The 23,449-nt window shown below is 38.8% G+C and carries 17 protein-coding genes; 9 read left to right on the top strand and 8 right to left on the bottom strand.

Going from position 1 to position 23,449, the window contains the following annotated elements:
* The first annotated feature begins 91 nt into the window (after positions 1-91).
* Complete coding sequence (locus I2F89_RS09835) at positions 92-9,592, top strand: QWxxN domain (protein WP_195514273.1); 9,501 nt, start codon at positions 92-94, stop codon at positions 9,590-9,592.
* A gap of 574 nt (positions 9,593-10,166) precedes the next feature.
* On the opposite strand, the gene I2F89_RS09830 is transcribed toward I2F89_RS09835, so the two are convergent.
* A complete protein-coding gene (locus I2F89_RS09830; RefSeq protein ID WP_023520102.1) occupies positions 10,167-11,009 on the bottom strand; it encodes a hypothetical protein in 843 nt (280 codons plus the stop codon).
* A 281-nt stretch (positions 11,010-11,290) separates the two neighbouring features.
* Here I2F89_RS09830 and I2F89_RS09825 point away from each other — a divergent pair, with 281 nt between their 5' ends.
* On the top strand, positions 11,291-12,802 hold the full coding sequence (locus I2F89_RS09825; RefSeq protein ID WP_034690277.1) for a flavocytochrome c: 1,512 nt from the start codon (positions 11,291-11,293) through the stop codon (positions 12,800-12,802).
* 50 nt (positions 12,803-12,852) lie between these two features.
* Here the strand turns inward: I2F89_RS09825 and I2F89_RS09820 are convergent, their stop codons facing one another.
* The 6 genes from I2F89_RS09820 to I2F89_RS09795 form a co-directional block, all read right to left on the bottom strand.
* Positions 12,853-13,839, bottom strand: a complete 987-nt coding sequence (locus tag I2F89_RS09820; RefSeq protein WP_115358099.1) for an NAD(P)H-quinone oxidoreductase — start codon at positions 13,837-13,839, stop codon at positions 12,853-12,855.
* Between the two features lie 2 nt (positions 13,840-13,841).
* The gene (locus I2F89_RS09815) at positions 13,842-14,492 is read right to left on the bottom strand and encodes an NAD(P)-binding oxidoreductase (RefSeq protein WP_161642028.1); all 651 of its coding nucleotides are present in this window, start codon (positions 14,490-14,492) and stop codon (positions 13,842-13,844) included.
* A 143-nt stretch (positions 14,493-14,635) separates the two neighbouring features.
* A complete protein-coding gene (locus tag I2F89_RS09810; RefSeq protein WP_074800222.1) occupies positions 14,636-15,250 on the bottom strand; it encodes an ECF transporter S component in 615 nt (204 codons plus the stop codon).
* Positions 15,251-15,266: 16 nt separating this feature from the next.
* On the bottom strand, positions 15,267-15,818 hold the full coding sequence (gene coaC, locus I2F89_RS09805) for a phosphopantothenoylcysteine decarboxylase (protein WP_034690286.1): 552 nt from the start codon (positions 15,816-15,818) through the stop codon (positions 15,267-15,269).
* A 13-nt stretch (positions 15,819-15,831) separates the two neighbouring features.
* A complete protein-coding gene (locus I2F89_RS09800) occupies positions 15,832-16,560 on the bottom strand; it encodes a phosphopantothenate--cysteine ligase (protein WP_161642026.1) in 729 nt (242 codons plus the stop codon).
* On the bottom strand, positions 16,557-17,546 hold the full coding sequence (locus I2F89_RS09795; RefSeq protein ID WP_065095580.1) for an acryloyl-CoA reductase: 990 nt from the start codon (positions 17,544-17,546) through the stop codon (positions 16,557-16,559). The genes I2F89_RS09800 and I2F89_RS09795 overlap by 4 nt, the downstream gene beginning before the upstream one ends.
* A gap of 230 nt (positions 17,547-17,776) precedes the next feature.
* Here I2F89_RS09795 and I2F89_RS09790 point away from each other — a divergent pair, with 230 nt between their 5' ends.
* The 7 genes from I2F89_RS09790 (at position 17,777) to I2F89_RS09760 (ending at position 23,079) form a co-directional block, all read left to right on the top strand.
* Positions 17,777-18,319 (top strand): helix-turn-helix domain-containing protein, encoded by a 543-nt coding sequence (locus tag I2F89_RS09790; RefSeq protein WP_065095581.1) that lies wholly within the window; start codon positions 17,777-17,779, stop codon positions 18,317-18,319.
* Between the two features lie 17 nt (positions 18,320-18,336).
* Positions 18,337-19,422 carry an ABC transporter ATP-binding protein gene (locus I2F89_RS09785; protein ID WP_010734779.1) on the top strand — a complete coding sequence of 362 codons (1,086 nt, stop codon included), beginning with the start codon at positions 18,337-18,339 and terminating at the stop codon, positions 19,420-19,422.
* Between the two features lie 11 nt (positions 19,423-19,433).
* Positions 19,434-20,240, top strand: a complete 807-nt coding sequence (locus I2F89_RS09780) for an ABC transporter permease (RefSeq protein WP_019723761.1) — start codon at positions 19,434-19,436, stop codon at positions 20,238-20,240.
* Positions 20,237-21,067 carry an ABC transporter permease gene (locus I2F89_RS09775; RefSeq protein WP_071867899.1) on the top strand — a complete coding sequence of 277 codons (831 nt, stop codon included), beginning with the start codon at positions 20,237-20,239 and terminating at the stop codon, positions 21,065-21,067. The genes I2F89_RS09780 and I2F89_RS09775 overlap by 4 nt, the downstream gene beginning before the upstream one ends.
* A complete protein-coding gene (locus I2F89_RS09770) occupies positions 21,064-22,137 on the top strand; it encodes an ABC transporter substrate-binding protein (RefSeq protein ID WP_071867898.1) in 1,074 nt (357 codons plus the stop codon). Before I2F89_RS09775 ends, I2F89_RS09770 begins: the two co-directional genes overlap by 4 nt.
* Before the next feature lie 319 nt (positions 22,138-22,456).
* Positions 22,457-22,804 carry a type II toxin-antitoxin system RelE/ParE family toxin gene (locus tag I2F89_RS09765; protein WP_071868082.1) on the top strand — a complete coding sequence of 116 codons (348 nt, stop codon included), beginning with the start codon at positions 22,457-22,459 and terminating at the stop codon, positions 22,802-22,804.
* Positions 22,804-23,079 (top strand): helix-turn-helix domain-containing protein, encoded by a 276-nt coding sequence (locus tag I2F89_RS09760; RefSeq protein WP_071868081.1) that lies wholly within the window; start codon positions 22,804-22,806, stop codon positions 23,077-23,079. The genes I2F89_RS09765 and I2F89_RS09760 overlap by 1 nt, the downstream gene beginning before the upstream one ends.
* Before the next feature lie 216 nt (positions 23,080-23,295).
* On the opposite strand, the gene I2F89_RS09755 is transcribed toward I2F89_RS09760, so the two are convergent.
* Positions 23,296-23,442, bottom strand: coding sequence for a putative holin-like toxin (locus tag I2F89_RS09755; protein WP_071868080.1), 147 nt, complete (start codon positions 23,440-23,442; stop codon positions 23,296-23,298).
* Between the last annotated feature and the right edge of the window lie 7 nt (positions 23,443-23,449).

Raw genomic sequence — 23,449 nt, 5'->3', positions numbered from 1 at the left:
TTGTCGCTTATTTCTAGGTGTTGAACATTTCTATCTCAACCACGTTTACATAGTTAGCTAGCTATCTCATTTTAGCGAAGGAGTGATCAAAATGCCACAAGATGATTTTAGAAGAGAAAGCGGTCTGTTCAACAACAAACGCAATGATGAAATGAATGAAAAACACGCGCAACAAGTTTTAAATTTTATCGCATCAAATTCTGGACATACCTTAACAGAGCAAGGAATCCGACACCCAGTAGGATGGTTGTATACATGGATGACCTTGGGTGCGATCGTTCCACCAGTTGATCGTCTCAATCAAAGAAGTTCTCCTACTACAGCTTTCGAAGCAGACACCCGTATTGATCTGAGAAGTGAAGGTAATCAGACAAGGATCCATTCCTTTCACTCAAGTTCTACCGTCAATCCTAACCTAATCCACCACCGAAGCCAAGTACCCTTGATAGAGAATATCCCCCCCAGTTTCCTAGCTGATCCACAGATAGAACCGACCGTCAATACTACAAATAATGCTTCTACTCAAACCCTCCCTTTTTATCCGCACCAAAATTTAGAACTAAAAGCCGATATTGCGGAAGTGGCTCATGAATTCAGCCTTTCTATTCACAAAATCGCTCATGATATCGAAGAACTGATGAATTGTACGCTCACGAAAAGAGCCACGCAAATGAAAAAATGGATTATCTGGGGAGAAGAGATTGAACAAACACAGTTAAGAACGGTTTGTAAAGTAGCCGTCGCAAAAGCAAAGAAAGAGAATGGAGAAAGACCAAGGCAAAGAAGTCAATACCGACATTTTTCTTTTCACCGTATGACAAATAACTCCACTCCAGAGGCCAATCAATTTAAAGCAAATGAAAAGCTCGAAAAGCTAAGAGAGATCTTTCAAGCTTCCTTAGAAAATAAGCAGAGCCAACATGGGAATACAACTGACAAAAAAAGTCAATCAACAGATAAAATGAGCAATGAAACAGACCATTTTTGGGATGGATTAAGCGAGACGTTTTCTCAGTTTTTCCGTGAATACGAACATACGAATTATACGAAAGAACAGGCAGGAGCAAATGGTGGATCGGTGATGTCACATTTTCTTGACTTGTTGTTGCGTACTTTTTCTGTGGACTATGGGAAACATGGTCCAGATGAGCCTCAAACACAAAAGAATATGAACCTTTCAATGAAAACTCATCCCAATGATAATGTCCTTTCACATAAGACTTTCATAAAGAAAGTAAATCAGAAAAAACCAGAAAATAGCTATCAGGAAAAAATATCAAACCTAAAATCAGAAACACAACCAGCATTGAAATCGGAAGAAAGGCGTGTTTTGACACAGATACATCAGTTGGCAAGTGACTTTTTAGGAAGGATAGATAGATTTGTCCAGAAAACGGTAGGACTTCAATTTTTAGCAGCCGAAGCTAAACCCATTCCTACTGATCGACAAATGCAAAGCGATCATTCTGTTTCTAACGATCCAGAGATGAAGTCTTATCAAGTATTGTCTAGGGAGACATTAATGAAGTTAAATTATATCATTATGGCTTACCTTGATAATTCACCCTCACCAGAATCTACAGCTAGCCAACTTGAACCGTTTTGGTATGATTATGAGGTCTATGAAAAGCGAGGCGAAATAGCAAAAGTTAATCAAGCGCTGACGAAATTCTTATGTGAGCAAAGTATCCCTTGTGAAGGGCTGTCTACACTTCAATTATTTAATGCAGTAAAGAACTGGATAAGGAAAGCGGGAGAAAACAATAAATTAGCTAGAAAACTACAAGTTGCACAATTGATTTTGAAGACTCTGGGATTGTCCAGTCAAGGGTTATCCGACAAAAGAGGCGAAGAGATTATTATTCAATGGAGAAACAATAATATTTTTAAAGATTACACGTTTGCATTGCCGCCAAAATCAACTGCAAAAGAAGAAGACAATCATGAAGCCACGAACCTTCCACTAAAAACAACTACTTCGTTACCACCAGTAATGCTTGATCCACAATTACAATCAACCGAAGAAATACCTCTAGAGACACGAATAAAATTACAAATGGTTTTTACGAAATATATGTATGGTCAAATGCTTGATGGGATGTTGAAGGGGCAGATACCAGAAAATTTACCACCTTTGTGGTATGATCGTGCGCTTTTTGAAAGGCGAGATGCAATTGACAAAGTGAACGATTCAGTGAATGTTTTTATCTGTCAAAAAAAACGACGGTGTTCAACTATGTCTGGGCAAGAATTGCTTCTTGAAATACAACATTGGGAAAGAGTAGATGATGTGGAAACGGAGAGAAGTAAAAGAAAACAAGTTGCAGAGATTATTCTGCGTGTTTCAGGATTACCTCCTCGCAAATTGACCGATGAGACGGTAGCTAGCATTTTGATGCAATGGCGAAATAATAATCTTTTTAAAAATTATCAATTTAAATCTTTAGAAAAAGCATATACGGTAATACCAATATTCAATACTAGTCAATCCATGTCAACTACACCTACGAGAATATCAAAAAAAGGAGATGGCGCAATTCTCCCTCAAATGAACGATGCTAAGCGCCAAAAGAAAAAGGGAGCATCTACGACAAAAGAAAATTCGGAAGTTGATGAAAAAGCTTTTGGCGAACGGTTGAATAAAATTAATAGTATAATTGTTGCATTTTTAGAGGGGAAACCTTCTCCTGTACCAACTTCTGAGAAATTAGCACCTATGTGGTATGAACAGGAGATGTTCAATAAGATCAATCTAACGCAAAATGTCAATGATGCAGTCAAAAAATTTCTATGTGAACAAAAAGTCCCCTGTGAGAATTTATCTCCCCTTCAGTTGATTCTTGCCACACAAGAGTTTCTAAGAAGAGACGGAAAAGAGGTTGAATTAAGTAGAAACAAACAGGTTGCTGAAATCATCCTTAATTCTTCGGGACTAACAGGTCAAACGATAGCGGATACTCGTGCGATTGCTATCATATTGCAATGGCGAAACAATAATATTTTTAGAGACTACAATTTTTTTCCAGCCAAGGGACATGAGGAAGTAGACATCTTAAACAATGATCTAATTGGAATAATCACTTCTGTTCGGCCGAATACCTATGGCTCACTCCCTGTGGATATCGTGACAACGGTGAACAACATGCATGTCGCTTATATGAAGAAATTGCCTTTACCCATTTCTATAGAAGAACCGCTTATCCCCTTATGGTACGACTATGAACTGTTTCAAGATCGGGAAAAAACAAAGAACGCCAATCAATTCGTGCAGAAATTTCTCTATAGTCAACAGTTTTTTAATGATGATCGATCACCACAGGGAATCGTTCTAGCCGCACATGAATGGATAAATGATGGGCAGGTAGATTCAAAGATTTTAGAAAGGCAAAAACAACTTGTTCCGAACATTCTTGCGGGGTACGGAATGGTGAGACAAAATCTAACTGCTGTCGAGGAAACAAATATTTATTTCCAATGGAAAACCAACAATATGTTAAGTAATTACCAATTTATTGAGCTAAAGCTACCAGTAGAGAAGGGAAAAGTGACAGAAACCAGTGAGATGAAAGCGATACCGTCCACTATGGAAGATTCTGATTTAGCATTAGTGCATACAATCGTTGTCGATATTGTCAAGAATGTATCTCCTGTGACACATTATTCCGAACCGTTACCAATTCTCTATTTTCATTTTGGCCTTTTTTTAAGACGAGATGAAACAAACATGGTGAATCAAAAATTGAAGGAGTTTTTTTCTAAAGCAGGAATCGAGATCAAAGACACCACGAGCAATGAGTTAGAAAAAGCACAATTTCAATGGATTCAAAAAGGGGGAACAAGTGAAAGCAATGATACCTCTGAAAGAGAACAGTTCTTAGCATATTTTATCGCAAAAACATATGGACTAACGGACATTCGATTTGGGGAATTTTGGTCCTCTATAAAAACACAGGAGATTTTTAATCAATGGAAGAGTAATACTTTATTGGAAGGATATACTTTCAAGGAAGTGAGTCCTGAGATGATTCATTATCAATTAGGGAAAATAGAAAATCAGAACGTCGTACGATTAAATTTACAAAATAAAGAAAGTAAGCAACTTTTTAGTGATTTCATCAATGATCGCTCGCCAACTATTTCTAAAGCGCAGCCAATCAGTAAGTTCTATCATCATCAGTTGATTTTCGATCAACGAGGAAAAACGCCTGCGGTGAATGAAGTTGTTAAAAAATTTTTGCGGGATCGTGGGATCTCTTTTAAACATCCTACTACAAGTGAATTAGTTCGACAATTACAAGTGTGGCTTCTTGAAGGACCTACGTACGAAGCGATTATCGAAAGGGAAATACAAATAGCAAGGATCATACAAGCGGAATATGGGAGCAGTGAAGAAGAGGTAACAGCAAAAGACGCTCGCTATATTATACTTCAATGGGAGAATAATAATGTACAAATCGACTATACCTATAAAGAGAGCAGGGAATGGGATGCTATCGACATCAGTGAAATTGAAACAACTGTTGTGCAGCAAGAAAAGATTGACGCGTTTACTCGTGAAAATAATGCAGTTCTTATCACAGATATTGCTATCGAGGACCAGAAGGAGAGCATACTTGAACTGACAGAGCAACAAAAAGAGAACATACAGAAAAAAATCGTTTATTTTTTAGCTGCGAGAGATATCAAGGTGGACATCACTAAGCCGAATGAGCTAATTTTAAAAACAGCAGAATGGGCAACGATAAAAGTGAACGATGAAGTGAAAATCAATAGCACTAATGTGAAAATGTTGGCAAATCTTATTCTTGGAAAAAATGCCGGTGCAGAGATTGCAGATGAAAAGGCAGAAGTGACCTTTAAAAACTGGTTATATGATATGGCTAGTGGCCTCCCTATAACGCCTGCTGAACCATCAAAAGAGGAGAAAACCTCCACAAAATCAGTAACACCCGCAACAACAACACCCAAAATAGTAACGAGTACGCAATCTTCCAACATGAATGAGAACCAAAGGCCAAATTATGTAGCACCCAATTGGCGTGATCCTAATTTGAAGGCCCAAGTAGCACAGTTTTTCCGTCAAGAAGGGGTATTAAAAGAGGAAGCAACCCAAGCCAACATCCTCGTTGCAATGGGAACATGGTTTACACAAGAAGGAACAGGGATGGTTCTCAGTTATGACAAACTACAAAAATTCTCTAAAGTGATTTTAAACCAATTAAAACTTTACGGCGGTGGACAAGGAGAAAAAATTTCGGATAGAGCTGCGCGATCGACCATTATGAATTGGGTGTTTGAAAATGTACTAGGTAGCTCGGTTGAGGTATACATGCTCAAGAAAATCCTCGATTCACCCGATCCATCCCAATTTACTATTGGTAGTCTCAGAAAGTTATTTGAAATTGACGAATTGAATGCAGAGACTAAGGTTTTGGAAATCCCTGAAGACAAACTCACAGTTGTTAAAAAATTATGGGTACTGTTTCTCAAAGAAGTGTTACCTAATTATTTACTGGATGTCAGTATGTTACCCGATGAGACCCCTATCTCTAATTATAATTCCTTGATGCAGCTCACAGGAACGAGGTTATTAGAAGATGCAGGAATTCGCACATCGTTCACCCAAGAAGAAATTCAAAAATTTGGTAGTCTATATTGGGAAAAAATCAGTAAAACTGGTGTGAAAAGGTTGGATGAATTGCGTTATATTGTCACGCCCGCTATGTTAGCTGTTGCCCAGTTAAATCCAGGTCTTTTACTTAAAGCCTTGGAAGAAGGAAATTATCAAGAAGTTGCTGTGAACACTTTCTTGAATTATTGGAAAAACAGTTATTTTATTCTTAGAGAAAGTTTGGAATCACTTTATGAAGCTTATGGCACATATCAAAAAGAAGCAATCAATTGGCGTCGAAAACAGGTTTTAGCCAAAGAAGTAGCACAGTTATGCGCTCAATATGACAAAGATCGAGCAAGATTATTTACTTCTTATGCGATAGAACAAGACTATCTCTCTGGAGCACTTACTGCATGCCGTAACTATACGCCCCCGAATCTAGAAGAGTGGTATACGCGATTGACGAAAGCCGTGTCAGACGCCTATTATCCATTCGATCAAAAACTGATAGAGTTTGCTCTGTTAAAGTTTAACGAGAAAGAGCAAGAGTTTATGTTCTCGCCCGAAACGCAGATCTATGAGGCAACTGCCAAATTAAAACATGTCATGGAGGTTTCAACGATCCCCAATGGATATCGTCTTCCACCTGACTTGATCATTGAACTTGAATTAGAGAACACTGATCTGTTTGTGGCAGTGAAAGGAAATGAAGAACGTTGCTATGGATTGAAGAAATTAGATGAATCTGGAGGTTATGTATTCTATCGAGTAGATAACAAGCCTATGTTATACCTCATAAACGGGTTGTTTAACCAGAAAGAGCATTTGCGTGGAGGTTACAAAGAGATAGAAAACGGCGTTCAGATTGGAAACCGTGAATTTTTGTTTTATAAATTTATAAATCGTGATAAAAGACTATCTCAGGGGAAAGAAACACACTCTTTCATTGAGGGATTAGCTAGTAAACATCGGGATAATCTATACCAAAATTTGTATCAATCAGGAAATGATCGTACCATCAGTGATCAGGTGTTGGAGGTGCTTCAGTCGATTATCCCGTTTTACGATTGTGTGATAGGGATTGGCAATCAAGATGCTTCCGTGGCAGTTCCTTCTTGCGTGCTTGATGCCCTTCTGTTGATTCCTTTCTTAGGACAAGTCACTTCTCTTAACATGAAATTTGCTTTAGGGATGGCAAAAGCAATTGCGACCGGAGGGATTAGACAGGCGATTCGTCTAGGTGGACAGTTTATTCCAAATTTTTCTGAATCCAATTTGCTGCTCGTTCATCTAATACGATACATTGATCCAGGAGTTGAACTAATAAGTGATGGCGGAAAATTTATTCTCAAAGAGTTAGTGGCACTGAAAAATGAAATTTGGGTTGCAAGTGACGTAAAAAAAATGCTAGAAAAAGCATCAAATTTGAATACACAACCTCCCGTGTTTCCTAAAGACGTGAGCATCGCTCGTTTGCCAGAGGCTGGTTTAGAAGTTCCTGTAAAACACATGAAAGATGATATATATATGATTGTGACGGATCTAACAACGGGGGATGTCTACGGAAATGCGTTTAATTTGAGAGGGAATCAATTGGAAGTGATTTCGGGTCCTGTGTCATTTACGCAGGAACAAAAAGCACTGATTACCCGTTTATCGAAAGACATTAATCCAGACCAGGTTTTTGTAGAAGCAACAAATTTAAATCCTAGTGCGTATGGTAGTGGCACAGTATTGACGATCCCAGGTCGTGGACAAGAAACTAAGTATTTCATTGATATGAATGGGCAGACCGTTCCTGTAACGGTTCGACCAGTTAAAAATCACAAAGTACGGTATGATGTGATCGATGGAGAGAATATCTATCCTGTGAACTGCAAGGGGAAAAAATGGTATTTTGAGGAAGCGACTTCTCCCTCCATTCCGAAAGAATTGGCAGAGGATGTGATGAAAAAAATCGATGAATTTGATTCAATAAAGGATCCAAGTTTCATTTCTGCTCCAGATGAAAAAGGGCTGAGATGGAATCAGTGGGGGGAATCTTACATCAAAATTAATGATCATTACATTCCCTTGATATTAATGCCTCAAGGAGAGAATAGGTATTACTTATTGAAAAAAGATGTCAACCAGTGGAAGACAGTTTTGTCTTATACGCCGGATACAGGAAGATTTCGGCTAGAAACAATTGAAGAGAAGGTGATTTCGGACAATCTATTAAAAAGTAGAAGTGGGAAATTCACCTTTCCAAAATTTGGCAATCAAAAACTTCCACCGTTAAAAAAAATGCCAAAGTCACCGGAGAAAGGTCAATACTGGAACGAATTGAGAAATACTATACCTGCGGAAACTAAGTATAAGAAGCCAGATACAAAAAAGAAAATCGATCGTATCAATGATAATATTCTAAACCCCATCTCTACTTTTATTCCTGAGCCGAAACCAGTTGTTTACAACAATCAAAAATGGAATAAAGACCTTATTATGAAAACGATTATTGAAGAATTGCCAAAGGAACCGGCAATTGGCGTTCGAATATATCCCGGTCTTGACGCGAGTAAGAGTCCTGAGTTTCTTCAGAAATTTTTGATTGACTTGCGTAGAGACTTTGATAAATCAATCGATTATTATGATAAAGCAATCGAAGTGTTTGCGGAAGCATTGACAAAAGATAGAATCGCAGAGTCGAAAATAGGAACTTATCTGGTGAAATTTTTTCAGCTGGAGAGCGTACCCAATCAAGAGCCAATCTTATTGGAAAGTTTGAATCGATTGATCTCTGTCGTACAAAAAGGAAGACAATTCCTCCAGCAAACAGCGGATTGGGATTATGAAAATATTTTGGTCGTCTCCTCTGATTTAGTTCGCCAAGGGGACTCACAAGAATTTCGTACATTATATAAGGAATATATAGAAACGAAGGCTGAGGTGTTTCCTTATGATCCAGAATGTCGAATAGTCATTTTCGCAGATGCTTTTCACTTAGATCCGAGTCTTGCGAAAGGGAAAGAAATAGGAGTAAACAAGGTGAGAGCATTACTTCATGAGACGAGTCATCTTAGTTCAGGAACAGTAGATCTCATGGCATATGCAACAACGAAGCTAGGTGTGGTAAAAACTGGAAAAATGATGGTGGATGAATATGTGAATAATTTTGAGAGTATTTTGAACTCAGAAGGTTTCACAAGTCTTGTGGAAGAAATCGCTGAATTTCAAAATAAACCTGGATTAACGAAAGAGACAGTGTGGAATGAGCTAAAAAAAAATAATGTATTACGTGTGAATGTCCAAATATCGGATGCCGATATGGTTGCAATGATCCTAAGAGACGCAGCGGAGGGAAGAGACTTCGATGGTGTAGTTCGTGTTGCTAGAGGCCTCGATGATGTGACATTAGGTAACGGTTTGTTATCGACGTTTTTAGCACTGGAATATGTACAAGATCATAGCTACTTTGACAAATATATCCAATTGAATCAGACGTTGATCCAAGAACACGCCAGCACCATTCCTAGTCAAACGAATGTAACAGCTAAAGTAAGCGATCATCAATTAACAAACCTTAGAAAGAAAAGAGAGATAGATCAATCAGACTTGTTTACGAAAGAGCAATCAAGGAGAGCTCTCTCAAGTATTGAATCTACTATAGAAGAGCCTAATCGTGTAAAGCAATCGGTTTCAAATGAGCGGACAGATATGGAATCAGCCCCCCCATCAATGAAGCGAAGTTTCCTAAATCTTGTTGTCAGTAGTGCAGAAAAAAGTACCATGGTCAATTCAGAGAGGAGCAATCAACAGGAAATGAAACATCAGACTGTTCCAAATGAACGAACAGGCATGGAATCAGTCACCCCGTCGATGAAGCGAAGTTTCCTAAATCTTGTTGTCACTAGTACAGAAAAAAGTGTCAAGGTCAATTCAGAGAGGAGCAATCGACAAGAAAAGAAACATCAGCCAAAATTAGTTTTACAACTTTAACAAGTAATTTGCGTAGTAGGAAAAAATGGATAGAAGGAGAGTCTGGCCATTTTTAATCGGCAGGAGAGCTAAATAAACAATGTCTACTTAACAATGTATCAAGCGAATTAAAAAAATGCTTATCTAATGTTTTTTCAAAAAAAGTGCAAGGCGTTTTGCTGAAATACTAAAAAATTTTGCACGGAAAAGAACCTCATGTTCATTACTTGTCCATTTCGAGCGTAAAATATCTTAGTAGGATTCCAAGCAGGTATTTCTGCCAAGCTTAGCAATTTATCCTAATCGTTCGAATGATTTAGGCCATTCATTAGATAAATGTGTCAATCATTGTTTTTGTGATTGGTTTACAACAGACAGAAAAAACAGATCTTCAAAAGATCATGGCTATTTATCCTACACAATAAAAAAGGGTGGGTCAGAAGTGTTTGGTCTTGAAAAATAAGGTGGAATCCACAAAAATTACTCTTAGAATTTCTGCGGATTTCACCTTATTTCTGGATATTATCACTTTATGGTCCAGCCGCTTATTTGGGCTTGAGATCAAAAACAAAAACCAATTTTACTTTTTCTCCAGCTACTCTTTTTTGTTTCCAGCAGTATCCATCCGTGTGGTCACACCTTTTTTTCTAGGAATGAAGTTCCGGATGAACGTAAATTTCCGATAATCGTTTCGTGTATAAAGATAACCGAAAACGCTGAAGACAAGGGCTCCGATAAAATTGACGAATAAATCTTTCATCGTATCTAAGATCCCGATGTCCAAGTACCCATCTGCCATGACATACTCTTTGGTTTTGCCATGCTCATCTTTATATGTGACAGTTGTTTGTTGGATATCTTTGATCTTATATACGGTGTTGCCATCCTCGCTTAATTTGACACTGTTGATCTGATCAACATAATTGTCTTTTTGCATATCCATCTGTAAGACTTGATCTGCAGAGAATTCAATAAATTCCCAAAACACACCGACAGTCATGGAAAAACAAAATGACACTAGTGCAACTAGTAATGGCGTCAGATTCATTGTTTTCGTGTTTTTGTTCAAGAGGTAGACAAGAGAAAAGCCAACACCACCTGCTAGGAAGCCGCTTAGTGCGTGTAACGCTGTGTCCCATAATGAAAAGTAGCCATAAAAGTCACTTAATTCACCCAAGACAGTGGCACTGAAAATAAAGGATAAGATGATGATTTCCAGTGTGTTAGGGATTTGGATCTTTAGTAATTTTTCTAGTAAATAGGGGATTTCAAACAATAATAAAGTTAATAATAAGAGCATGATATTCCCCATGTTCCGGTCGATCAATTGGTCGACGAGCATGACCACCACAATGATACGTAAAATGATGTAAATCGCATGAGTGACCTTCCCGGCGGACTTACTCCCTTTTGAAAAAAAATGTTTAATAAATTTCATAAATGAACTCCTTCGTGTTTCATATCGATTATACTTGTCTAATGAAAAAAGCCCAAATCTTCTGTTTGGATCAAAAAAACAAATTTTTTTTGCCTGACTATTTATTCAAGAAACTCGACTGTTTTTCGATAGTTACTAACGAAAACTTGAAAATTTTGGAATATTAATGGTTATTTATAAAAGAGAAAGATAACAGTAGTACGGAAAATATAAATTGTTGGTTGAATTTGTGAATGCTATCACTTATGATGGGGTAAGTGTTAAATTTTAGGAGGACAACTATGAAGAAAACAATTAAAGGGTTACTGACAGTTACAGCAATTTTTGCCTTAGGTGCCTGTACGCCTGATGAAAAAGAATCTGCATCCAGTAGCTCTTCCACAAAAGAATCAACAGAAGTATCATCCGGAGCATCTGCTCAAACTTACACAAATCCAGCTGAGATGAAAGAAGAATATGATTTGATCATCGTCGGTGGAGGAGGAGCTGGTATGGCAGCTGCAATCGAAGCAAAAGATGCAGGCTTGAATCCAGTCATTTTTGAAAAAATGCCAGTTGCTGGTGGAAATACATTAAAATCTTCAAGTGGAATGAACGCATCTGAAACAAAATTCCAAGAAGAAGAAGGTATCACTGATTCGAACGACGCCTTTTATGAAGAAACATTAGCAGGGGCGAATGGCACAAATGATAAAGAAATGTTACGCTATTTTGTCGATCATTCGGCTGCTGCAATCGAGTGGTTAGATGAAAATGGCATTAAATTAGATAACTTGACGATCACTGGTGGAATGAGCGAAAGACGAACACATCGCCCTTCTGATGGTTCTGCGATTGGTGGCTATTTAGTCGATGGGTTATTACGAAATGTCCACGAACGCCAAATCCCGATTTTTGTAAATACTGAAGTGACAGATATCCAAAAAACGGGAGATACAGTCAACCAAGTAACAGTTCAAGTGCAAGGGGAAGAACCAAAAGAAATCACTGGTAAGGCTGTAGTTGTTACAACTGGTGGATTCGGTGCGAGTGAGGAATACATCCAAACTTACCGTCCAGATCTGGAAGGATATGTAACGACGAATCAAGTGGGATCAACAGGCGATGGGATCAAGATGATTGAAAAATTAGGCGGTCAAACGGTCGATATGGATAAGATCCAGATCCATCCAACGGTTCAACAAGACGAAGGATTCTTGATCGGGGAAGTGGTACGTGGTGAAGGAGCGATCTTAGTCGATCAAGATGGCGAGCGTTTCGTCAACGAAATGAATACACGAGACAAAGTATCAGCTGCAATCACTGCATTGCCAGAAAAATCTGCTTATTTGATATTTGACCAAGGGGTACGCGATCGCGCAACAGCCATTGAGTTTTATGATGAAAAAGGTTATGTAACAGCAGGTGAGACGATTGAAGAATTGGCAGAGAAAATCAACTTACCAGCAGAAACATTAGCACAAACTGTTACGACTTGGAACGAAGAAGTTGCCAATCAAGACGATACAGCATTTGGTCGTACGACAGCCATGGAGCATGATCTGTCTAAACCAAACTACTATGCGATCAAAATCGCACCTGGTATCCACTATACGATGGGTGGAATCAAAATCAATACAAACACAGAAGTTGTGGATAAAGACGGACAACCGATCACTGGCCTTTACGCAGCAGGTGAAGTCACAGGTGGCTTACATGGTGAAAACCGCATCGGCGGAAACTCTGTAGCGGAAATCATTATTTTCGGACGTCAAGCAGGACAACAAGCAGCAAAATTTGTCTCTGCACAATAATAGGAATGATATAAAAAAAGAACCTAAGGCTCATGCCCTAGGTTCTCTTTTTAAGATTCGCTGACTGTCAAAATGATTTTTCCAACGTTTTTGTTGGCTTCCATATATTCATGGGCTTCTTTTGCTTCTGATAATGGAAAGGTTCGATCGATGATTGGACGGATCGCTCCGGTTTCAAAATAAGGATCGATGTTTTTCATAAACTCTTGAGTCAGTTTTGCTTTGTACTCGTCACTTCTTGGTGTCAATAGCGTACCGATCAATTGGATTCTTTTTTGTAACAAAACTCTTAGATCAAGAGACTCAACTGTTGTGCCTCCTAGTGTGCCGATCAAGACCCAGCGACCATCTACAGCAATCGATGACAGATTTTTCTCCCAATAAGAGGCACCGACGAAATCTAAGATGACATCAACGCCATTCCCCTCAGTCATCTTTTTTACTTCCTCTGCGAAATCTTGCGTTTTATAGTTGATTATTTCATCTGCGCCTAATTCTTGGCAAAAGGCTAACTTTTCAGCTGAACCTGCGGTAACGATGACGCGTGCTTGCGAATACTGTTTGGCTAATTGGATCGCTGCAGTACCAACACCACTTGCACCAGCATGGATCAAGACAGTCTCATTTTTTTGGAGTTTTCCTAACCAATACAAGGTTTGATAGGCAGTTAAGAAAACTTCAGCGATACCAGCGGCTGAAACGTAGTCAAGGGAATCGGGCAAGAGGATTGCTCGATCTGCTGGGATTACGGCATATTCTGCGTAGCCACCTAAATTCACTAAACCATAGACTCTCGTTCCAGTTGAAAACTCAGAACGGTCACTTGCATTTTCAATGACTTCACCAGCAACCTCTACACCTAAGATCGGGTAAGGCGCTTGAAGTGCAGTATTTTCGCGACGCATGATATCCGTACGATTGACCGCAGCGGTGTGGACTTTTAACAATAACTCCCCAGCTTTTGGAATAGGTCTAGGGACATCCACTTCAGTCAAAACGTCTGCTGAACCGGGATGTTTCATAGAGATTCCACGCATGATCAAGCCTCCTCAACAAGTTGTTTGATAGCATCCGATACTGTAGCTGATCCTTCAGATAGAACAACAGTTGTTTTTGTGATGTTTGGTTGATCCACTAACGCTGCTAAAACTTCTGCTACCGTTTTTCTGGTAATCGATTGAGCTGGTTTTTCGTCTGGTTTGGTCAATTGGATCGAAGTGACCTCATCGTCGTTCGTCAAAGCTACAGGTTGTAATATGACATAATCTAATGATGTCTGATTTTTCAACCATTCGTCTGCATAATATTTGGTAATATAATAATCTGTCATTGACTCAGGCCATTTTTCACGGTTATCCGCAAAAGCCGCACTGATCATCAAATAACGAGAGATATTTGCTTGCTCTGCTGCAATCATTGTTTTGATTGCACCGTCTAAATCCACTTGTAAAAGATTTTTACCTTGAGAACCAGCAGCAAAGATGACAAGTTCACTCTCTTGAAAGGCTTCCGCCATTTTTTCTGAAGACCAAGTTAAATCAAAGGGAACATAGGCGATATTTTCTTCATCATAAATCGCTTGGTTGGCAACATCTCGTACACCCGCGTAAACTTGATGTTCGGTTGTTCCGAGTTTTTGGATCAAATGACGCCCGATTTGTCCATTTGCTCCTACTACAAAAATATTCATTTTCTTCATCCTTTCGCTACATATCTGTATCAATCATGGTAACACCAAAAGATAAAAAATTCAGGACTAAACACTTATCAACAAAAAAACCAAAAAAGAGCTAGCATACCGCATCACTCTTTTTTGGTTTTTCAATCCGATCATTAACGAATCATTCGTAGTAAAACGGTAGATACCGCAGCTGTGACTAAACCAGCGACGATTGCTTCTGGTACGCCACTAGTAAAGATGACCGCTAAGACAGCTGAATAGACTGCATTGATATTTGTCCCAAGAACCTGTGCATAATCTTGTTGGAATAGAAAATAGATCAAGTTCATCACTAAAATCGTATTGGTCAGAGAACCAGCAATTCCTGCGAGAAACAATGAGAGCGGACTTACTTTATTTTTTGTCAATCGCTGTATTCCTTTATAAACGAAATAAGGAACAACACCGATCAGGATTCTAGGTATTAAGGCAACGATCAAGGCTTTCCAGCTTCCTTGATCTGTGCCGATCACCGGAATAAACGGTGAGAAAACAAAAGATAACGGTGTTGGTATGAACGTACTGCGAATCAGACTGATCAAACCAAATGTGCCACCGAGAAAAGCACCCAGCCGAGGGCCTAAAATAATTGAAGCGACGATGACAGGGATATGCATCGTTGTTGCGTTGATTGGCCCAATCGGAATAAATCCGAGAGGCGTGACAGCGAGTAAAATCATAATTGCTAAAAACATAGCAGTTAAAGTAAAGTTTTTGGTATTTTTCATCATAACTCCTTAGATACTAGACCGACCTCTGATTCAGCAGAAGTGTGACTTGGTCGATAATGATTTGGTTATCCGCTAAAGCACCTTTTCCGTAATCACCACAAGCTAAGAGGGATTCTCTAGGTTCAATCTCTTGATAACCGATTTCTTTTAGCGTTGTTAAATTTCTTTGATTGATCGGATGTTGGTACATATTAGTATTCATCGCTGGTGCAATCAATTTTGGTGTTTCTGGTAATAATGCCATGGCAACAGTCGATAAGAGATCATCTGCTAGACCATTCGCTAGCTTGCCGATAATATTTGCAGTGGCTGGTGCAATCAAAAACAAGTCTGCTTGTTTGGCTAGCTCGATATGGTTGATCACTGAAGGATCGTTTTCTTGCATGACATCTGTATGGACAGCACGTTTTGAAAGGGATTGCAATGTTAAAGGTGTAATAAATTTGGTACTACTTTTTGTCATGATGACATCGACTTGATAACCGAGTTTGACTAGTTGATTTGTGATATCTGCACTTTTATAAGCAGAGATACTGCCAGATACGCCTAATAGGATTTTTTTCATCATGAATTCCTCCTTATTTTAGAATCGCGGTAACGATACAATTTGCAATCTCTTGCTTGGTATCGGCTTCTATGACTTCTCCATTTTTAGATAATAAATAGCCATGATGGTGTGTTTCACTGACTTGAGTCAAATCGTTGGCCAAAATATAATCGGTTTGATTGGTGATCAAACTTTTTTTAGCTATGTCCAATAAGTGTTCTTTTGAGACATCGACTAATAATTTAAAACCAACGATGACAGCATTTGGTTGCCATTGGCGTAACGAACGAATGATCTTTGGTGTTTTCTTCAAGGTCAAAAAGAGATAGTCCGTATCAGATGAAATCTTGGCTTCTTTACTAGCGGTTTGTTCTGTTTCTGCCAGCCATGACGGCAGTGAATCAGGAGTCAATGCCTCTTTACTCAAGCGCTCAGCAAACTGTTGTTCAGAAAGACTGAAAGCCGGTGTAAAATCACTGACCGCCATGCTATGGATAATAGCATCATAGGTATTATCTTGCATCAATCGTTCTAACGTATCCAGTAAGTCTTGTGTAGAATCAATGAGATGGATCGTCAAAGTTTTAGAAGCAGTAGGTTTTACAGCAGATCGTGTCGTCACATAGTCGATCGTCACAGTCTCGTGAGCAAGAAAGGCTTCTGCGATGGCTTGACCTAATCGTCCAGTCGAATGATTCGTGATCGAGCGGACTTGGTCGATTCGTTCGCTTGTGCCACCGGCTGTGATCAATACCTTCATATTGTTTCACCCACAGTGACAAGTGTTCTTCCTTGGTGTGTCCCATCAAGGATTTTTTTGGTTGTTTCTTCCAATTGATCTAAGGTGATCTCGTTGACGACTAAATGATCAGTTACAGATAGGTCTGCTAATTGTTGCCAGATATTCAAGCGTTTTTCATGAGGAACATTGACTGAATCGATACCGATCAACTGGATATTACGTAAAATGAAAGGTAAAACAGTCGTTGTCAATTTGATGCCCCCCGCATTGCCGCAGAGAGCAGCTGCGCCATCATAAGCAATCAAAGGCAATAATCGTGTGAGCTGTTCGCCCCCAACAGTATCGATCACATAATCGACTTGTTGTTTATCTAAAGGTTTATTTTTTTCTGGCAGAAAGGCTTCTGGATGAACAACTTGAGTCGCTCCTAGTTTCTGTAGCCAAGTTTTTGCTTCTTCTTTACGAGAAAATGCGGTGATTTGCTGAAAGCCCATTTTATGCAACATGGCAATTGCCACACTACCAACTCCGCCAGAGGCACCAGTGACGATCACTTTATCCTCTGCTTTCATTCCTTGGGTAAGTAAAGCATTCACGCAAAGTGCAGCAGTCAAACCAGCGGTGCCTAGAACCATTGCTTGACGTAGGGTCATCGTTTCTGGAAGAGGGACAAGCCAATCTCCAGATACTTTTTGGTAATCGCTATAGCCACCAGGTTGGCTAACACCTAGTCCATAGCCAGTTGCTAGAACTTGATCTCCTGGTTGAAATCGTTTGTCCAAGCTTTTCATGACGACACCAGAAAAATCAATTCCGGGAGTCATTGGATAGTGACGGATCACTTGTCCATGTTCACTACAAGCTAACGCATCTTTATAATTGACATCTGAGTATGCGATTTTTACCCAAACTTCATTATTAGTCAGCTCAGGAAATTCTTTGTCAACGATGCTTGTATGAAAAGTAGGCTCGTTGTTTACTTGAAACTGTTTGAATGTGTTCATTAGATAGAAGGTACTCCTTTCAAAATTTTCCTTAATCATACCATAAAGCGTTTCATTTTCTAGTAGTTTGCTGATTAATTTCTTCTAAAAAAAGTTTGAGACAGCCGAAAAAGTACAAAGAAAATTCAAGCAAAAGGGTTGTTTTTTCAGCGGAAATTTGTATACTAATACAGGTGGTAGTAAACTTGGAGTTTACTATTAGAAAACTTTACGTAGGGGGACAGAGATAAATGGAAATTGGTGAGAAGTTACGAAATCTGCGTATCCAAAAAAATTTGACACAAGAAGAATTAGGGGAGCGGACAGATTTATCAAAGGGCTATATCTCACAGCTTGAGCGGGATCTAAGTTCGCCATCGATGGAAACATTTTTCTCTATTCTTGAAGTCTTAGGAGTTACCCCAGAAGCATTTTTTCATCAAGAAACACCCAACCTTCAAATCGTTTATACGAAAGAAGATCGTACCGTTTATTACGATGAAGAGAATGGGTACGAACTGGAATGGTTAGTGACAGATTCCAACGAAAAAGAAATGGAACCAGTTTTATTGACATTTGATACAGCTGGTGAATATAAAACCTTTGAACCTTCACTTTCAGAGACATTTATTTTTGTTCTGGAAGGGGAGATTGCGCTAAGCTTGGGTGAACGAGAGTATGTAGCAAAAAAAGGTCAATCGATGTACTATCAGGCAACGACACAGCATCAATTACGCAATCATCAAAACAAACAAACTAAGGTATTGATCGTCGCAACCGAATCATACTTGTAATATAGGGGGCAGAAAAAGTGGGAAAACCAATCATATCATTCGATCAAGTCGTAAAAAGCTATGATGATGAAACAATTTTGAAGAATGTCAGTTTTGAGATCGAACAAGGGAAATTTTATACATTGTTGGGGCCTTCTGGTTGTGGGAAAACAACGATTTTACGAATCATTGCAGGATTTACGGAAGCAACCGAAGGAGATATTTATTTTGAAGGAAAGCGCCTAAACGATCTACCGGCGAATAAGCGCCAAGTCAATACGGTTTTCCAAGATTACGCCTTATTTCCTCATATGAATGTATTTGATAATGTTGCATTTGGATTGAAAATCAAAAAAATGCCTAAATCAGAAATCGAAAAAAAGGTCAAAGACGCATTACGTATGGTGCAATTACCTGGATATGAAACACGGGAGATCAGCGAGATGTCAGGGGGACAACGCCAACGGGTGGCCATCGCGCGAGCTATCGTCAATGAGCCGAAAGTCTTGTTATTGGATGAACCGTTATCAGCCTTGGATCTAAAGTTACGTACAGATATGCAATATGAGTTGCGCGAACTACAACAACGTTTAGGGATCACCTTTATTTTTGTGACGCATGATCAAGAAGAAGCGTTAGCAATGAGTGATGAGATTTTTGTGATGAACAAAGGGAAAATCGTTCAAAGTGGTACCCCTGTGGATATTTATGATGAACCAATCAATCATTTCGTGGCAGATTTTGTTGGTGAGAGCAATATCGTCAATGGCGTGATGATTGAAGATAACTTGGTTGAGTTTGTTGGCAAACAATTTGAGTGTGTCGATGGTGGGATGCGCGTCAATGAACCAGTTGAAGTCGTGCTTCGTCCAGAGGATTTAACGATCACAACACCGGATAAAGGGAAATTAGTCGTGACAGTTGACACTCAACTATTTCGTGGTGTCCATTATGAGATCATTTGCTATGATGAGCAACAAAATGAATGGATGGTCCACTCAACGAAAAAAGCACGCGAAGGGAGTCAAGTCGGTTTAGCCTTTGAACCAGAAGACATCCACGTCATGCGTTTCAATGAGTCAGAAGAAGACTTCGACGCACGTTTGGAAAGCTACGAAGAATAGGGGGAGAGAATATGAGAACAATGCGTAGGATCTATTCCATCCCTTATGTTTTGTGGCTTGGATTATTTGTGATTGCGCCTGTTTTGATGATCATCTATCAATCTTTTTTTGATATGAGTGGTCAGTTTACATTAAGCAATTATGCTGCGTACTTTACTTCAGGAACTTACATCGCCATGACGATCAATTCGGTATGGTATGCGTTCTTGATTACATTATTCACATTGTTGATCAGCTATCCAACAGCTTACTTTTTAACGAAATTGAAACATAAGCAATTGTGGTTGATGTTGATCATTTTACCGACATGGGTCAATTTATTGCTGAAAGCATATGCCTTTATCGGGATTTTCAGTATCCATGGAAGTGTCAACCACTTTTTCGAGTTTGTCGGCATTGGCCCGCAACAGATTTTATTTACTGATTTTAGCTTCTTATTCGTAGCGACATATATCGAGATTCCTTTCATGATCATGCCGATTTTTAACGCGTTAGAAGAAATGAACCCTTCGTTATTGAGTGCTAGTAAAGATCTAGGAGCAAGTAATTTTGAAACATTTCGCCGAGTGATTTTTCCTTTGTCGTTGAATGGCGTGAAAAGTGGGGTACAAGCAGTTTTCATTCCCTCACTATCGCTTTTCATGTTGACACGTTTGATTGGCGGAAATCGAGTGATCACGCTAGGTACAGCGATCGAACAGCATTTCTTAGTGACGCAAAATTGGGGCATGGGTTCAACGATCGGTGTGATTTTGATCATTGCTATGTTCGTTGTGATGTTACTAACTGGTGAGAAGAAAAAAGGAGGTCGCTCATGAGAAAAAAATTCAAATGGTCGTATCTCTATCTAACAGTTGTCTTTCTATTATTGTATTTACCAATTTTTTATTTGATTTTTTATTCCTTCAATGAAGGCGGAACGATGAACAGCTTTACCGGCTTTACTTGGGAGAATTATCAAGCGGTATTTGAGGATACACGACTGATCATCATCGTATTGAATACATTTATGCTGGCGTTCTTATCGGCTTTGATTGCAACGATCATCGGGACATTTGGCGCGATGGGGATCTATTACACAAAAAAACGACAAGCACGAACGGCGCTATTGAGCATGAACAATATTTTACTTGTTTCTCCCGATGTGATCATCGGTGCGAGTTTTTTGATTTTCTTTACGCTAATTGGCTTTGGGTTAGGCTTTCAAAGTGTCTTGCTTTCCCATATCGCTTTTAGTATCCCTATCGTTGTTTTAATGGTCTTACCAAAATTGCAAGAAATGAACGATTCGATGGTGGATGCTGCGAGAGATTTAGGGGCGAATAATTTCCAAGTCGTAAAAAATATCATTTTACCGTTTTTATCTCCAGGAATCATTGCCGGTTATTTCATGGCATTCACGTATTCTTTGGACGATTTTGCAGTTACTTTCTTTGTGACAGGGAACGGCTTTACTACTTTATCCGTTGAAATCTATTCAAGAGCGCGGCAGGGAATCAGCTTAGAGATCAACGCATTGAGCGCACTTGTCTTCCTATTCTCGATGGTATTAGTGATCGGTTACTACTTTATCAGTAAAGAAAACCGACCAAAACGATTGAGAAAAAATCGCCGCAACCGTGAGGAGGTGGCTCGTTTACGATGAAAAAATTACAGTCTTTGCTGATCGGTATTATCTTGATCATTGGTGTATTGCTTGTCAGTGTTCGACAATTAGAAAAAGCGAGCGGAATGAGCGGCGCGAAAATTGTGACCATCTATAACTGGGGGGACTACATCGATCCTAGTTTAATCACAAAATTTGAACAAGAATCCGGTTATAAAGTGAATTACGAAACATTTGACTCGAACGAAGCCATGTTTACCAAGATCCAACAGGGTGGAACCAATTACGACATTGCTATTCCTAGTGAATACATGATCCAAAAAATGATTGAAGAAAAACTTGTTATGCCTTTAGATCATAGTAAGATCAAAGGCTTGAACAATATCGATGATCGTTTCTTGGATTTGGATTTCGATCCTGATAATAAATATTCGATTCCTTATTTCTGGGGAACACTGGGTATCGTGTATAACGATAAAGTGTTCAATGAAGAAGAAATCAAGCACTGGGATGACCTTTGGAAACCAGAATTGAAAGACAGCTTGATGTTGATTGATGGAGCAAGAGAAGTGATGGGCTTGTCTTTGAATAGTTTAGGGTATTCTTTGAATAGCAAAGACATGACCGAACTGAACGAAGCAGCTCAAAAATTGAATAAAATGACGCCAAATGTCAAAGCAATCGTTGCAGATGAGATCAAAATGTATATGATCAACGAAGAGGCATCAGCAGCTGTGACTTTCTCAGGTGAAGCGGCAGATATGATGTATGAAAATGAACATTTACATTATGTGATCCCAACAGAAGGCTCAAATCTTTGGTTTGATAATATCGTCATGCCGAAAACAGCTAAAAACCAAGAAGGTGCGTATGATTTCATCAACTTCATGCTCGATCCGGAGAATGCCGCCCAAAATGCAGAATACATCGGCTACTCCACACCAAATAAAGCTGCCAAAGCATTGCTACCAAAAGAAATCTCCGAAGATGAACAATTTTATCCATCGGATGAAACGATTTCGCATCTTGAAGTTTACGAAAATCTCGGTTCGGAATACTTAGGAATCTATAATGATTTATTCTTGGAGTTTAAGATGTATCGGAAATGATAGCAAAACTCAATAAAACTGGGAAAAACTCAAGGAACAAAAACCTTTGTTTACGTACTTTTGAAAGCACAGTTTTCCAAATTTCTACCAAAAGCGCCTTTTTAGGCGTTTTTTTTTTTTTTGATTTAAAGATAGCAATATAGATCAAAATAATAGTCTTTAATTAGCGTAATTGATTGTGTAAAGGATAAATCAACCATGAAAAGAAGGGAAAAATAAACATGAAAATTTGATTTGCCTAAAGAAAAAAGTTTTTAACAAATAGTAGAAAAAAATATAGCTAATTCGCTATATAATGATATGATTAGGAGGAAATAAGTTGAATCATCCTAAATTTAAGTGGGGCGATGAATTTGAAAGATTCCTTGATTCATTGAGTGACAAGGAGGCTGCAAAAATTTTATCAATCATTGATAAAATTGAAAAAACAGATATACATACAGCTATGCGGCAAGAGTGGGTAAAAAAACTGGAGAGCAATCTATATGAAGTGCGAGCAAGTATGAGTAGTAATGCTTTAAGAGGAATATATTTTCAAAGAAAAGGGCATGAATATTTTATTACTCATGGGTTTCGAAAGAAAGCAAATAAGCTTTCCAGACGAGAGTTAGAAAAAGGTAGAAAGTTGCGAGACAATTTTTTAAGTAAGAACGAGAGGTGGATATGATGAGTCAAGTACAAAATTATATAAAAAAAAGAGCGGAAAAAAGTGAAGAATTTCTGCATCTAATGGAAATTGAAGAAGCTAAATTAGATATTGCGTTAAAACTAGCAGAATTAAGGAAAAGTGCTGGATTAACACAAAAACAATTAGCGCAAAAAATTGGGAAACCTCAATCAACCATTTCACGAGTTGAAACAGGTGAAATGAATCCTAGTATTGAGTTAGTGATCGAGCTAGCACAAGGATTGGATAAAAAGCTTGTCATAAATTTTGAGTAATCGTTTTTAAGTCGGAATCTATTGGTCCAGCCAATTAGTTGTCTCCATAAATCCTTCTTATCTATCAATCAGAATTGAAGAAGAAGCCGAAGTTGTGCTATAATAAAAACGAAAAAGGAACTGCGTCAACAGTTCCCTTTTGACAGCACCGCTAAAAGCTAGTGGCAAGAATTAGATATTTTTTGTAGAAATAGCCGACCCTCGCTAAAGTGACGGCTATTTCTTTTTGTCATTTTTGTTGGTCAAGGCTAGGATACCAAAGATCAAAGTAGCGGTAAATGAACCGAAACTAATCATTAGCCCTAACGCTGTTTCAACAGACAAAAGGCTTCTCCTTTCCTTGATTTCAGTACTTATCTCCATAAGCACC

This window comes from Enterococcus sp. 1001283B150225_161107_E12, from assembly GCF_015556925.1.
GTDB classification, from domain to species: Bacteria; Bacillota; Bacilli; order Lactobacillales; family Enterococcaceae; genus Enterococcus_B; species Enterococcus_B mundtii.
The sequence above is the reverse complement of the archived record's forward strand: the minus strand, read 5'-3'. Positions and strand labels throughout refer to the sequence as shown.